Raw genomic sequence first — 12,463 nt, forward strand, 5'->3', positions numbered from 1 at the left:
GGCGAACGTCCCTCCTGAACGAGACGCGAGCGCGGTTTCGTCCGCGTGGCCGGATCGCTGCCGAGCCATCGGACGGTGAATGTGGCCGGATCAGCCCTGACGACTAGGATCTCAGACGGCTCGCCGTGGCGAGCCCTTTCCTCACCGACCTGGTGTTCGGCGTCGTCATCGCCGGCATCACGCTGGCGTTCGGATTCGCCGTGGCCGGCAACTCGGCCGATCAGGGGTACGCGCGGCGTCCCCTGGGCGTCTGGGGCGTCGCGCTGACACTGGCGGCCAACCTCGCGCTGGCCTGGCGACGGCGGGCGCCGCTCACCGTGCTGGGAATCTGCTGCACCACCGCGATCATCCTGCACGCGACGTTCCTGGCTCCGCGCGAATTCACGGGTCTCAACATCCTGCAGGCCGGCATCATGATGGCCGTCGCCTGGACGTTCGGCAACGGCACCAGGCTGCTGGTCAAGCGCAACAGGCGGCTCGCCCACCTCACCGAACGGCTGCATCGCGAGCAGGACGACAACGCGCGCCGCGCCGTCACCGAGGAACGGTACGCATCGCCCGCGGACTGCACGACGTGGTCGCCCACCACATGTCGGTCATCATCAACCAGGCGGGGCTCGCCCGCGACGTCTTCGGCACCGACCCCGCCACCGCGCGCGGCGCGCTCACCACCATCGCCGACACCGGCAGCGAGGCCATGGGCGAGATGAAACGGCTGCTGTCCGTCCTGCGCATCGACGTCGACGACGAGGACGACGGCTACGACCCCGCGCCCGGCCTGCAACGGCTCGGACCACTGGTGGAACGGGTGCGCTCGGCAGGCGTGCCGGTGCACGTGAGGATCACCGGTTCGGTGCGCCCGTTACCACCCGGAATCGACCTGTGCACCTACCGGGTCATCCAGGAGTGCCTCACCAACGTCCTCAAACACGCCGGTCCCGCCACGGCGTCGGTCACGGTCACGTACCACAGCACCACGCTTGAGCTGCGCGTCAGCGACGACGGGCGCGGGGCGGCCGTGACCCCCAAGGAGGACGGTCACGGCTTGATCGGCATGCGCGAACGCGTCAAGCTCTACAGGGGAGCGATCACAGCCCAAGCGAAGGCATCAGGCGGATTCGAGGTCGTGGTCACCGTGCCCATGTCGCCCACGAAACCGGACCCTCAGCCACACAGCGCATGATCAAGGTAAGGGCAACGGGTTCACCATCCGCAAGCTCCTGACGAGTTCCTCCGAGCCACCTGCCCGGTGGTCAATCCAGGGTGGGTGCCTCCCGAGAGGGGAAGCGATAGATGCGGCATCGGGAGACGCCCGAGTGGTCGCGGTTGGCGGGAATGGGGAACGGGCTCGCGGAAGTTGGCCCGGACTGGGGATGCAGCCAGGCAACCCCTCCTGCGGTCTCGTCGCCGTTGAGGCGGCGCTCCGCCGTCCAGCCGTCCGGACCGAAGCGTCCTTCGGTGACGGACTCGAGACCGATCTGCCACGCGGGATCCGTGGCCGTGAAGGAGATGCGAAAACCTCGGCCGACCGCGAGGAAGGCGTCCTCTTCCTGCGTCATGATGAGGCCGTAACCGTGCGTGCCCGCGGCGTCGACCCCGATGGGGGTCGACCGGCTCACTGTCAGGATGATGGAGCCGATGGTCAGCTCGACGCGCGGAGTGTCGTCATCGAGGTGGAAGCCCCTGGTGGCGGACGGCGTACCGTCAGCGCGGGTCATTGCGGACTCGGCCTGGCGGATCAGGCCATAAGCATCGGTCAGCGCGGCAAGCTCGGGGAGGTCGGCAGAGTCGGTGCCGAACGGGGAAACCCCCAGGGCATGAAACTTGCCGATCGCCAGGAACGCGTGCCCGACACCCACGACGTCACGGCGCATCTCGGGTATGAAGAGCCCGTCCGACATGGCCAGGAAGTCGCCGAAGACCGTGTCGGGCCGGCCGAAGTAGAAGTCGGGGGTGAACAGGTCGACCGTGGGTGCGGTCGTGTGCCAGACGCCGGCCACGCGCGGGAGCGGCCCTCCACTGGGATAGGTGCCCGGGACCTGTCCTCCGGCGACCGCGAAGCCGGGGATGTCGAGGTCGATCTCGCTGTCCAGCCAGGCGTTGGTGAAGAAGGGCAGAGGGGAGACGGCCCGGCCCGCCCGCGCCAGCTTTTCGATATGGTTCGCGAATGCCCAGGCCATGAACGCCTCGTCCCGTGCCAAGGGATCGCCTGGCAGATCGCTCCAGCGCAGGTCCGCCGGAACGGTGATCGCGTCCTGCGAGGGCAGCAGCGTGTTGCGGAGATTCTCGGGGACGGGCCGGGCGAACGCCTTCCGCGCGTGGCTGGACCGGTCCCGGGAGGCGCCCAGTAGCCCGACCTCGTTCTCGATCTGCACCATGAGCACGGTGCGGTGTTCAGCGTCGATCTCCTCGATGTATCCCATCATGCGGCGGAACGCGGCCAGGTCCAGGTCGCCGCCCGCGAACGGGGTCAGCGTTTCGGTCACGCGCCCGTCGTCGAGCACGCAGCGCGGAAACCGGTCCCAGTCGCGCTTCACCCAGCTCGGCGCATAGCTGGACGTGCCGTTCTTCCACGCACCGAACCACAGCAGGATCACGTGCAATCCGGCGGCCCGAGCCTCCTCGATGACCGATCGGACTGAGTCGAGGACGAAGCGTCCCTCCACGGGCTCGATCTCTTCCCAGGTGACGCTCACCAGCACAGTGTTGGCGTTCGTATCGGTCGCGGACCGCAGAGCGGCGGCCAGCGAGCCTGCCGCTGAGGGGGAGGAGTTGTGCAGTTCGACACCGCGTACGAGAAACGGCTTCCCGCCGACGACGAGCCGGGCCGGTCCCTGTGACCTGTCGAGCCGGGGTGGGGGGCAGGACCCTGCCTGCCGGATGCCGATCGCCGAAGTGGTCACTGCCTGATTCACGGAGCCTCCTCATGGGGAATGTCTCCGAAAATGTAGCAATTGGGCTGTTTTGAGGCTAGCATCTCGCGCACCACTCCTCGCAGCGCCGCAAAGGACCAGGCCAGTGACCCTCTCCTCGGAATCGAACGCCGCCCCGAAAGACCATGAACCGAGTCGGGCTTCAGCTCGGCTGGGCAGGCTCGGGCCGTTGCTGTTCTTCGTTCACGCGGGCTGGATGCTCCCGTTCGCCGCCGCGGGAACGTTCATCCCGGCGATCATGACGGAGATCGATTCCGGACGGAAAGTGGCGCTTTACGCCACCCTGGCCGCCACCGGCTCGCTGGCGAGCATGATCGCGACGATCATCATCGGCACGCTGTCTGATCGCACCCGTTCACGCCTGGGTAAGCGCAACCCGTGGATCGCCAGCGGTGGCGTCATCCTCGCCATCGCCGCCACCGCCATGTCGTTCACCAGCAACTTCGCCCTGCTCGTCGCGCTCTGGATCATCTTCCAGGTCGGCTTGGCGCTGGTCCTCGCCCCGCTGTTCGCCGTACTGCCGGACCGGGTGACACCCGGCAACCTGGGGAAGGCCTCCGCTCTGGTCGGATTCGGCCAGCTGGTCGCTCAGAGCCTGGGCGGCGTTGTGGCAGGCGCTCTCATCACGGTCCCCCGGGAGGGCCTGCGCTGGCTGCCTTGGCTGATCGCCGCCAGTGCGGCGCTCTTCGTCCTCCTGGCCCCAGAGCCGGACAACCGGGACGAACCACGGGAGCCGCGGGCCGCACGGGCGCTGCTGCGCAGCTTCGTTCCTCCTAGTGACCGCGACTTCCTCCTGGCGCTCGTTGGCCGTTTCCTGCTGCTGATGTCCTTCATGAGCGTGCTGCTCTACCAGCTCTTCGTGCTCACCGACTACATCGGGCTCGACGTGAAGGTAGCGGGTGGCGTCATCGCCACCGGCGGCGTCATCATGGCGATCAGCGCGGGTGCGGCGACCGTACTCTCCGGTCCCCTCTCCGACCGCTTGGGCAGACGCAAGCCCATCGTGATCGCCGCCTCGCTCATCTTCGCCGCAGCCGAGGTGCCGCTGGTTCTCTCCGATTCGGTGGGGGCGTTCTACACCTTCCTGGGGGTCGGCGGTTTCGCCTACGGGATCTACATCGCCGTCGACCAGGCCCTCTTGACGGAGGTCCTGCCCAGCAACGACGACCGTGCGAAGGACATGGGAATCCTCAACATCGCCAACACCGGGCCGCAAATCCTCGCGCCGATCATCTCGGGTCTCGTCGTGACCGCCATCGGCTACCGCGGTGTCTTCGTCATCGCGATAGCGCTGGCAGTGGTGTCAGCCCTGGTACTCCTGCCCCTGCGACGCGTCCGGTGAAACGCGCCACCGGCCGTCGTGGCCCGGTGCCTATACTCGAATCATGGTTGACCTTGCAACGACGGCCGGGCGGCGCGGTCCTTACTCGAACACCGCACGGCGCAAGGCCGAAATCGTTCAGGCCGCCGAACGGGCCTTCGCGGTCACGGGATACCACGGCGGGTCACTGCGGCAGATCGCCCGCGACCTCGATCTCAGCTTCACCAGCCTGCGGCACCACTTCCCGAGCAAGGAGGCCCTGCTGATCGCGGTGCTCGAGGAAGCGGACAACCGCGAACAAGCATCCTTCGAAAAGGACTTGGTGCGCGGCGGTCTCATCGAGGCAGCCGTCGCACTGGCCGAACGCAACCTCGCCAAACCGGAGTCGCTGCGGCTCCTGGCGGTCCTGGCAGCCGAGGCGTCGTCCACCTCGCATCCTGCCCACGCATGGTTCGTCGACCGATATGACCGAGTCCGGGCTTTCTTCGAGAACGGCATCCGGTACGACATCGACCAGGGCCGCCTTCCGGCCGACACCGACGTCGCCGAGGCGGCCTACGCGCTCGTCGCGCTCTGGGACGGGCTGCAGCTACAGTGGCTGCTGGATCCGCATTTCGAGCTCGTCCCCGCCTTGAGGAAGGCCTTCCGCATTCAACTGGGGCAGACCCGGTGAACGTCGGTGGGACGACACCGGTAGAAAGAGGCCGCGGGCAGGCGGTTGATCGTTAAGGAAGCAGCCCAGGCGATGACAACGGCCAGCGCGAGCAAGACCACGTTAACGACGGCTACCGCTGTTCGGTCAGCCAGGCGATCGCCTCGGTGACGAAACGGACGTCGACCTGGTCATCGCGTCAGCCCTTGGCCTGGAGGCCGACGCGCCGCCCCGGGCTGTGGCTCTCCTTTCTCCGTCGGCCACGCCGGACGGGATCGGCCTGATGACGATCCTCCGCGCTCCTGCTGACCGGCTCGGCGAACGGACTCTGGTGCAGCACCGCAATGACGGTCATTTCGCCGTACGCGGTGGTTCCTGGAAGGCGATCTTCAGCTCAGGTTCGGGCGGCTTCTCCGAGCTTCAAGGACATGCCGTCACGCCCGGCAACGGGGAAGAGCAACTCTACGACCTGGTCGCCAACCTCGCCCGGGAGCTCAGGAGGATCCAAAGGCGATGACCGGGGTCATCGGTCGAGGGGGCGGTCGTCCAGGCGACTTCTTCGACTGAGCGCCGCCGACGCTAGTTCGTCGGCCCACGACAGTTCGATCATGTCGTCCAACCTCCGGGGGCGCCCACTTTGGTGGCCCCGCTCGCGGGCGGCGGCGCGTACGGCGCTCGTGCGATTATTTCCGGCATGCCCACCGATCTACACCATCGATGGAATCACAACACGCACCACCATCACGTGGTCTTGGAGGCGGTCTCGCCCGGGGCCAAGACGGCTCTGGACGTTGGCACAGGCGATGGTCTGCTGGCAGCCGATCTACGAGAGTTGGTGCCGCAGGTGACTGCCATCGATCTGGATCCTGCCGTCCTCGACCGGGCTCGCGCCACGAAGACGGATGTGGACTGGGTCGTGGGCGACGTGATGAGCAGTCCGTTGCCCGAGGGACATTTCGACGTTGTCGCGTCCATCGCGACCGTGCACCATCTGCCGGATTTGAGTGCCACATTGACAAGGTTGGCCTCGCTCACAGCGCCTGGTGGGGCGCTCGTCGTGATCGGTTGCGCGAAGAACGGGCGTCCGCGCGACTATCTGTTGGACATCGTCGGCATCGCCCAGCACCAGGTGTTCTCGCGCACGCGCGGCTACTGGCAGCACACAGCGCCCGTGGAAATGACCTTCCCCCACACTTACGCCCAGGTGGACGAGATCGCTTCTGCGGTCCTGCCAGGAATGCGCTGGCGTCGGCTTCCGCTTTTCCGCTACGCCGCCATCTGGCGCAAGCCTGCCGCCGCCTGATCGCCGCCGCGCTCGCCGGCTGACCTCGACGTGCAGGATCCTCGGCATCACCGCCCGTCGCGAGATGGGAGATCGCTCTGGCCCGTTGCGCGACCGGCCGCACCCGCGTGCTGCGTGGCCTGGACCCCCGGGTTGACGCGGCACTGCCCACCACCGGCAGCCGGGATCGTGAGCTCACAGCGGTGATCTCCGAGCTGAAACTCGTCGAAGACGAGTGGGAGATCGCCCAGCTACAGGACGCCGTCGACGCCACCGTCCGCGGCTTCGAGGACGTCGCCCGCGTGGTGCCGGCCGACCGCGGCGTGTCCGAGCGCCTCATCGAAGGCGGCTTCGGCCTGCGGGCCCGCCACGACGACAACGACGTCGGCTACGGCTCGATCGTCGGCGCCGGCCCGCACGCCACGATCTTGTGCTGGAAGCGTAACGACGGCCTCACCGCGCACGGCGGACTGCTGCTGATGGACATGGGCGTGGAGAACAGGCATCTCTACACCGCCGACGTGACCCGCACCCTTGATCAATGCGGTCTCAATCGCGTTGCCCCCTTCCACGAGGCGATCCGTCGCATTGCTCCCTTCGAACGAGGCGGTCCGTCGCGTTACCCCCCTCGAACGAGGCGGTCCGTTCGGTCAGCTGCGGTCAGGCGTCGCGGCGGGTGATCGCCAGGGTTGCCGCTAGGAGGGAGATCACGACGTAGCTCACGAGGATGATGGTGGCCGAGGCGGGACCGAAGCCACCGGAGTCGGGAACGCCGGCCAGTTGCCTCGTCAGCGATGGGACCGTCAGGGAGCTCAGCCAGTCGTTCCAAGGAGCTGGGACGAAGCGCTCGATCCCGGTCGGGGCCAGCAGGAGGGCGACCAGCCCGATGAGCGCTCCCGGTGTCGACCGCAGAATGGTGGCCAGGCCTAACCCCATCACCGCGGCAACAGCGGAGCCGACGCCTGTCGCCAGCACCTCGGTCAGGGCGGCCGGTTCGGAGAACGAGGCGCCGATCGGGCGCCCACCCACCACTGCCTGTGCGGTGAAGTATGTGGCGAACGCCAGCACCTGGCCCGCGACCGCGGCTACGGCGGCCACGACGGCGGCCTTGGCCAGGAGGAGCATCCAAGGGCGCCGGATCGTGGTCAGCGTCAGCCTGATCATGCCGGTCCCGTACTCGCCGGAGATGGCAAGCACACCCAGCATGCCGAAGAGTATGGGGGTGATGTCGGCGCTGAAGCTGAGCCCGGTGCCGACGGGCTCCCCGCCGAAACCGTTGGTGTCGAAGTAGTGCGAGATGGCGAAGGCGGCGAAGCCGGTGAGCGCCAGGGCCGAGAGCGTGGCGGCCAAGACGTAGTAAGTGGATCGGAGCGAGCGCAGCTTGAGCCATTCCGATGCGATGACGTTGATCATTTGGTTATCTCCGTGAAGGCCTCTTCCAGCGACGCCTGACGCGGCGCCAGCTCGTGGACAGCGCAGCTGTTCGCCAGGGCGATGTCGCCTATGGCGGCCGCGGTCAAGCCGGACACCAGCAACTCCTCACCGGCTTGCGAGGAGAGGACCGAAGGCACGGCACCAGCCTGCGAGGGGAGTGCCGAAGAAACGGCGGTTTCGCTCGCGGCGGGCACGCCTGTCTCGTGCGCGGGACGCACGGTTGCCCCGGCGGCTTCGAGCACCCTGGCCAAGCGGTCCGCATGGGGCGATCGGACCAATACACCCCCTTGAAAGCGCGCCAGGAGCTCCGCTGTCGTGGTGTCCTCGATCAGCTGACCGTGGCCGATGATGATGAGCCGGTCGGCGGTGAGGGACATCTCGGTCATTAGATGGCTCGACAGCAAGACGGTGCGCCCTTCGGTCGCCAGCGATCTCAGCAGCGTCCTGAGCCAGCGGATGCCGTCGGGGTCGAGGCCGTTGACCGGCTCGTCGAGAATGAGCACGCCCGGGTCGCCGAGCAGGGCCACCGCGATGCCGAGGCGTTGCCGCATCCCCTGGGAGAACCCAGCGATTCGCTTACGCGCCGCTCCGGCCAGGCCGACCTCCTCGAGAACTTGTACGACCCTGCCGCGCGCGATCCCGCCGGCATACGCCAGCGCTTGGAGATGATCGAACGCGCTGCGCCCGCCCTGCACCTCGGCGGCGTCGAGCATGGCACCGACCTCACGCATGGGGTCTTGAAGGTCGCTCTTGCGGACGCCGTTGATCAACGCCTTGCCTGAGGTGGGCGCGTGAAGGCCGAGGATCATTCGCATGGTGGTGGACTTACCGGCCCCGTTATGCCCGAGAAAGCCCGTGACCTGTCCGGGCTTGACGTGGAATGTCAGTCCCGAGACTGCCCGCGTGGAGCCGTACACCTTCGTCAGATCTGCGACTTCGATCATTTTCCCACCCGTTGGATGCGTTCGGCGGGGCAGCGCGTGCCCGGAGCGGGCAGCGCGCCCGTTGTCAGGTAGGTGAAGACGTGCCGCCGCAGGCAGGTGTTGGCTGCCCACGACGCGTGGCCGTCGCCGTGCCACAGGACCTGCGCGGAAGGAATCTGCTCGGCGACGTGCTGCTGCCCGAGATAGTTGGTGTTGTTGTCGAGCTCCCCGATCGCGAAGAGGATCGGTGGGACGTCCTTGACGCGCAAGGGGTGCGGCGCCCAGGACGCGCCACCGCTACGCCCCCAGCACCGCCCGAGCTCGAAGCGTCCCTCGATCCAGCCGAACCTCGGCGCGATTTCACGGAGTCTGGCCTCGATGCCCTGGAACTCCTCGTACGTCGGCAACTTCGGCATGAAGTCGTTGCACAGGGAGTCTTGGCTCACGGACGAGCCGCCCTGATCCGGCGCCAGCTTTGTCAGGAAGTCTCCGGCATCACCGTCGAGGGCCTTACGGATCGCGGTGGCGAGCTGGGGCCAGAACGCCGGATTCATGCCTTTGACCGCGCCGGCGTACAGCTGCCCCTCATGCACCGTCCGGCCGGCCGACGCTGGCAGTGGCGCGCGGCGCACCCTGGCAACGAGCTCGTCCCACGCCTTGTCGGCGTCCGTGCCGCGCAAGGCGCAGTCGGTGCGGCGGGCGCACCAGTCGCGGAAGCGGGTGAGATGTCGTTCCTGCGTCTGTGCATAGTTGCGCAACCAGGGCTCGAGCTCCTGCTGGGTGTGATCGGCGGTTCCGTCGAAGTACATCCGACCGACCCGCTGTGGGAACAGCTCCAGATAGGCCTGGGCGTAGACGGTGCCGTACGAGTTGCCCGCGTAGATGAGTTTGTCCTGGCCGAGTGCGGCGCGCAGCGCGTCGATGTCGTGTGCCACATTCCATGCCGTCATGCCGTACCACGCCGACTTGGCCATTTTGCGGCAGCTTGCCTGATGGGCGGCATTCTTGGCGGAGTGGGCGTCCCAGTCCTGCTTCGTCCGCGCAAGGATCAGGCCGAAGATGGAGGCATCTGGCTCCGCGCAGCTCCCTCTCTTGCCGCTCTGGGGCTCGGACAGCCCGCGCGGATCGATGGCGATGACGTCGAACCGGCGCTGCAGCTCGTTGAGTAGTGCCGGTAGTTCCGGTGGGGCGTCGGGGCCGGTTTTCCGCCTGAGCACTGATGTGCTGGTGCCCGGACCCCCGAAGTTGACGATCAGTGGCCCCATGCTCGTGCCCGTCGCGGGCAGTTTGGCCACGTGCACCGAGGTCTTGGGCCCGCCCGGATCGGCCCAGTCCACGGGAACGACCAGCTCGGTGCAACGCAAGCCGTCACCACACTCCTTCCAGACGAGGCGATACGCCCGCGCCGAGGCCAGCGCGATGCCGCCGAATGACACGGCGAGGCAAGCGGCGAGACACAGGGCGATGAGTCCGCGTCGATTCATGCGGGCCACGATGCTGCACGGCGGCGGGTGCGCACATCGGAGCCAGATCCGATCTTGTCTATCCGACCAGGGTCATACGATGCAGCACTGCGAGAGCGGAGTACGACTGCGGTCTGACGGCCCGTGCTCCGATTTGCCCGCGCTCGTTCATCGATAACGTCGGGCCGTGAACCTGCTCGCCCGACGGCCCTCGCACAGGCTGCTCATTCTGGCCGACACCGTTGTCGCGGTGCTGCTCGCGCTGGCGTCCACGATGAATCCACCCGGCCTGGAAGTGAGCACCGCGTCAGCGTTGAGCTGCTGGCTACTCGTGATACCTGCGGCGGTGCGGCGGATCTGGCCGGAGTCCGCATACTACGGTGCGCTCCTGGCCGGCCTCCTGGTGCTCGCCCTGCAGGTGAACCGGCTGATGCCGGTCATCGTGACGGCCTTGACCGTCTACCTGGTGGCGTGCACCCGGCCCATACGGCGTTCGGCGATCGCCCTCGTGGCGGGCCTGCTCGTCACAGGAGGTGCCCTGCTGGCCTCGGCGATGGGCGCGGCACCACGGACGGACGGCTGGCCGGACCCTGTCTTCATCGTCGGGATGGCCTGGCTCGTCCTGGCGGCGAGCTGGAGTCTCGGCACGACAGCGCGCACCCGCCGTGAGTTCGCCGCGCGCGAGGCCGGGAGGCAGGCCGAGAAGGCGGTGATCGATGAGCGCCTGCGGATCGTACGTGAACTGCACGACGTCGTCGCCCATTCGCTGAGCATGATCACTGTGAAGGCGGGGGTGGCGGCCAAGGTCATGGACAAGCACCCTGAGGAAGGGCGCGAGGCGTTGCGGGCCATCGAGGAGATCGGTCGCAACTCGCTCGTGGAGATGCGCCAGTTCCTCGGCGCGCTGCGCGCACCCGGCAGCACACCCGACAACGCGCCGCTGCCCGGCCTCGCCGACCTGCCGTCGCTGGCACATCGGGCAGCCGAGGCCGGCGTGCGCGTCGATCTCTCGGTGAGCGGGGCCGTTCCCGAAAGCATGGAATTATCCGTCTACCGCATCGTGCAGGAGGCGATCACCAACGTCGTCAGACACGCCGCTCCCGCCCATTGCCGGGCCAGCGTGTCGGTCGTCGATGGGATATTGAGCATCTCCGTTGTCGACGACGGGCCGGGGCGGCGACGGCTGCCGGGCGAGGCGGGCGGACACGGTCTCACGGGTATGCGTGAACGGGCCACACTGCACGGCGGCACCTTCGAGGCCGGACCTCTGCCGGGGAGCGGGTTCGGCGTGTATGCATCATGGGAGATCTCTTGATTCGAGTGCTTGTCGCCGACGATCAGGCGCTGTTGCGTGGCAGCTTCCGTTTGCTGATCGACTCGGAGGACGATCTCACCGTGGTCGGGGAAGCGGCCGATGGCCTGCAGGCGGTGTCGCTCGTGCGGACGGAGTCTCCCGATGTGGTGCTCATGGACGTCCGGATGCCGGAGATGGACGGCATCACCGCGACCAAGCAGATCGTCGGCGATACCCGGGTGCTCATCTTGACTACGTTCGACCTCGATGAGTACGTCTATTCGGCGCTGCGGGCGGGCGCCAGCGGATTCCTGCTCAAGGACGCACCCCCCGACGATCTCCTGAAGGCGATCCGGGTGGTCGCGTCGGGCGAGACACTGCTGGCACCGAGCGTCACCACACGATTGATCGCGGAGTTCGTCCGGCGGCCGGCCCAGCCGGTCTTCCGCGGGCTCGACAAGTTGACGGATCGGGAGCGCGAGGTGCTCACCCTCATCGCCCACGGACTGTCCAATGCCGAGCTGAGTGCCCAGCTCCAAGTGAGCCCCGGGACTGTGAGGACGCATATCAGTCGCCTGCTGGCCAAGCTGCAGGCCCGAGACCGCGCCCAACTCGTCATCACCGCCTACGAAGCTGGCCTCGTCACGCCGCGTTAGCCCAGTTGCTGGACGTGGTAGGGCCCGGATGCGCCACCACCTACGAAGCTGGCCTCGTCACACCGCGTCAGCCCAGCTGCTGGATGCGGTGGAGTCCGCATGCGTTACCGCGTTACCGTCGGCCGTCCCCTCCCGCAGTCGCTCCAGCAGACCGCCTCCAGACCGCCTCGTGCGGAGTGCGGACCGAACTCTCCAAGGCTAGGAATGGCTAAAGGACCGGGAACGGCCCAAGGCGCGGGAACGCAGAAAAGCCCGGGAACGGCCCAAGGCCCCATAAGGCAGAAAAAGGGCCCCACGCGCAAGACGTTAGACCCATACAACGCAGGAAGGGCCGCACGCGCCAAGGCGTGAGACCCCCATAACGCGAAAAAGGGGCCCCACGCGTGTGCGTGGAACCCCTTCTCCGTCATTCAAAGATTGTCCGGCGGTGACCTACTCTCCCACACCCTCCCGAGTGCAGTACCATCGGCGCTGGGAAGCTTAACTTCCGGGTTCGGAATGTAAC

Annotated in this window: 13 protein-coding genes and 1 rRNA gene; 9 read left to right on the top strand and 5 right to left on the bottom strand. The window is 67.3% G+C overall.

Features of this window, described 5'->3' with window-relative positions; genetic code table 11:
* Positions 1-125 precede the first annotated feature (125 nt).
* Positions 126-710 (top strand): hypothetical protein, encoded by a 585-nt coding sequence (locus AB0B61_RS54480; RefSeq protein WP_358449700.1) that lies wholly within the window; start codon positions 126-128, stop codon positions 708-710.
* Positions 599-1,183 carry an ATP-binding protein gene (locus AB0B61_RS54485; protein WP_358449722.1) on the top strand — a complete coding sequence of 195 codons (585 nt, stop codon included), beginning with the start codon at positions 599-601 and terminating at the stop codon, positions 1,181-1,183. The genes AB0B61_RS54480 and AB0B61_RS54485 overlap by 112 nt, the downstream gene beginning before the upstream one ends.
* A 70-nt stretch (positions 1,184-1,253) precedes the next feature.
* Here the strand turns inward: AB0B61_RS54485 and AB0B61_RS54490 are convergent, their stop codons facing one another.
* Positions 1,254-2,915 carry a DUF5597 domain-containing protein gene (locus AB0B61_RS54490; RefSeq protein WP_358449702.1) on the bottom strand — a complete coding sequence of 554 codons (1,662 nt, stop codon included), beginning with the start codon at positions 2,913-2,915 and terminating at the stop codon, positions 1,254-1,256.
* Positions 2,916-3,102: 187 nt separating this feature from the next.
* Here AB0B61_RS54490 and AB0B61_RS54495 point away from each other — a divergent pair, with 187 nt between their 5' ends.
* From AB0B61_RS54495 to AB0B61_RS54515, 5 genes are all read left to right on the top strand, one after another.
* Entirely contained in the window at positions 3,103-4,275 is a 1,173-nt protein-coding gene (locus AB0B61_RS54495; protein WP_358449704.1) for an MFS transporter, read from the top strand.
* A gap of 43 nt (positions 4,276-4,318) precedes the next feature.
* Complete coding sequence (locus AB0B61_RS54500) at positions 4,319-4,927, top strand: TetR/AcrR family transcriptional regulator (RefSeq protein WP_358449706.1); 609 nt, start codon at positions 4,319-4,321, stop codon at positions 4,925-4,927.
* A gap of 262 nt (positions 4,928-5,189) precedes the next feature.
* Positions 5,190-5,423 (top strand): hypothetical protein, encoded by a 234-nt coding sequence (locus tag AB0B61_RS54505; RefSeq protein ID WP_358449708.1) that lies wholly within the window; start codon positions 5,190-5,192, stop codon positions 5,421-5,423.
* A gap of 123 nt (positions 5,424-5,546) precedes the next feature.
* Positions 5,547-6,209 (top strand): class I SAM-dependent methyltransferase, encoded by a 663-nt coding sequence (locus AB0B61_RS54510; RefSeq protein WP_358449710.1) that lies wholly within the window; start codon positions 5,547-5,549, stop codon positions 6,207-6,209.
* Between the two features lie 182 nt (positions 6,210-6,391).
* The gene (locus AB0B61_RS54515) at positions 6,392-6,868 is read left to right on the top strand and encodes a M24 family metallopeptidase (protein ID WP_358449712.1); all 477 of its coding nucleotides are present in this window, start codon (positions 6,392-6,394) and stop codon (positions 6,866-6,868) included.
* Here AB0B61_RS54515 and AB0B61_RS54520 read toward each other — a convergent pair.
* From AB0B61_RS54520 to AB0B61_RS54530, 3 genes are read right to left on the bottom strand one after another with little or no spacing between them, the layout of a single operon-like run.
* Entirely contained in the window at positions 6,849-7,601 is a 753-nt protein-coding gene (locus AB0B61_RS54520; RefSeq protein WP_358449714.1) for an ABC transporter permease, read from the bottom strand. The two genes, AB0B61_RS54515 and AB0B61_RS54520, sit on opposite strands and share 20 nt — an antisense overlap.
* Positions 7,598-8,566, bottom strand: a complete 969-nt coding sequence (locus AB0B61_RS54525) for an ATP-binding cassette domain-containing protein (RefSeq protein WP_358449716.1) — start codon at positions 8,564-8,566, stop codon at positions 7,598-7,600. The genes AB0B61_RS54520 and AB0B61_RS54525 overlap by 4 nt, the downstream gene beginning before the upstream one ends.
* Positions 8,563-10,029, bottom strand: coding sequence for an alpha/beta fold hydrolase (locus AB0B61_RS54530; protein ID WP_358449718.1), 1,467 nt, complete (start codon positions 10,027-10,029; stop codon positions 8,563-8,565). The genes AB0B61_RS54525 and AB0B61_RS54530 overlap by 4 nt, the downstream gene beginning before the upstream one ends.
* Before the next feature lie 166 nt (positions 10,030-10,195).
* On the opposite strand from AB0B61_RS54530, the gene AB0B61_RS54535 reads away from it, so the two are divergent.
* Positions 10,196-11,323, top strand: coding sequence for a sensor histidine kinase (locus AB0B61_RS54535; protein WP_358449720.1), 1,128 nt, complete (start codon positions 10,196-10,198; stop codon positions 11,321-11,323).
* The gene (locus tag AB0B61_RS54540; protein WP_358449724.1) at positions 11,320-11,958 is read left to right on the top strand and encodes a response regulator transcription factor; all 639 of its coding nucleotides are present in this window, start codon (positions 11,320-11,322) and stop codon (positions 11,956-11,958) included. Before AB0B61_RS54535 ends, AB0B61_RS54540 begins: the two co-directional genes overlap by 4 nt.
* Before the next feature lie 419 nt (positions 11,959-12,377).
* Here AB0B61_RS54540 and rrf read toward each other — a convergent pair.
* Positions 12,378-12,463: ribosomal RNA gene (rrf, locus tag AB0B61_RS54545) — 5S ribosomal RNA — on the bottom strand; the annotation flags it as partial.

The sequence above is a fragment of the Nonomuraea sp. NPDC049158 genome, from assembly GCF_040648335.1.
GTDB lineage: Bacteria > Actinomycetota > Actinomycetes > Streptosporangiales > Streptosporangiaceae > Nonomuraea.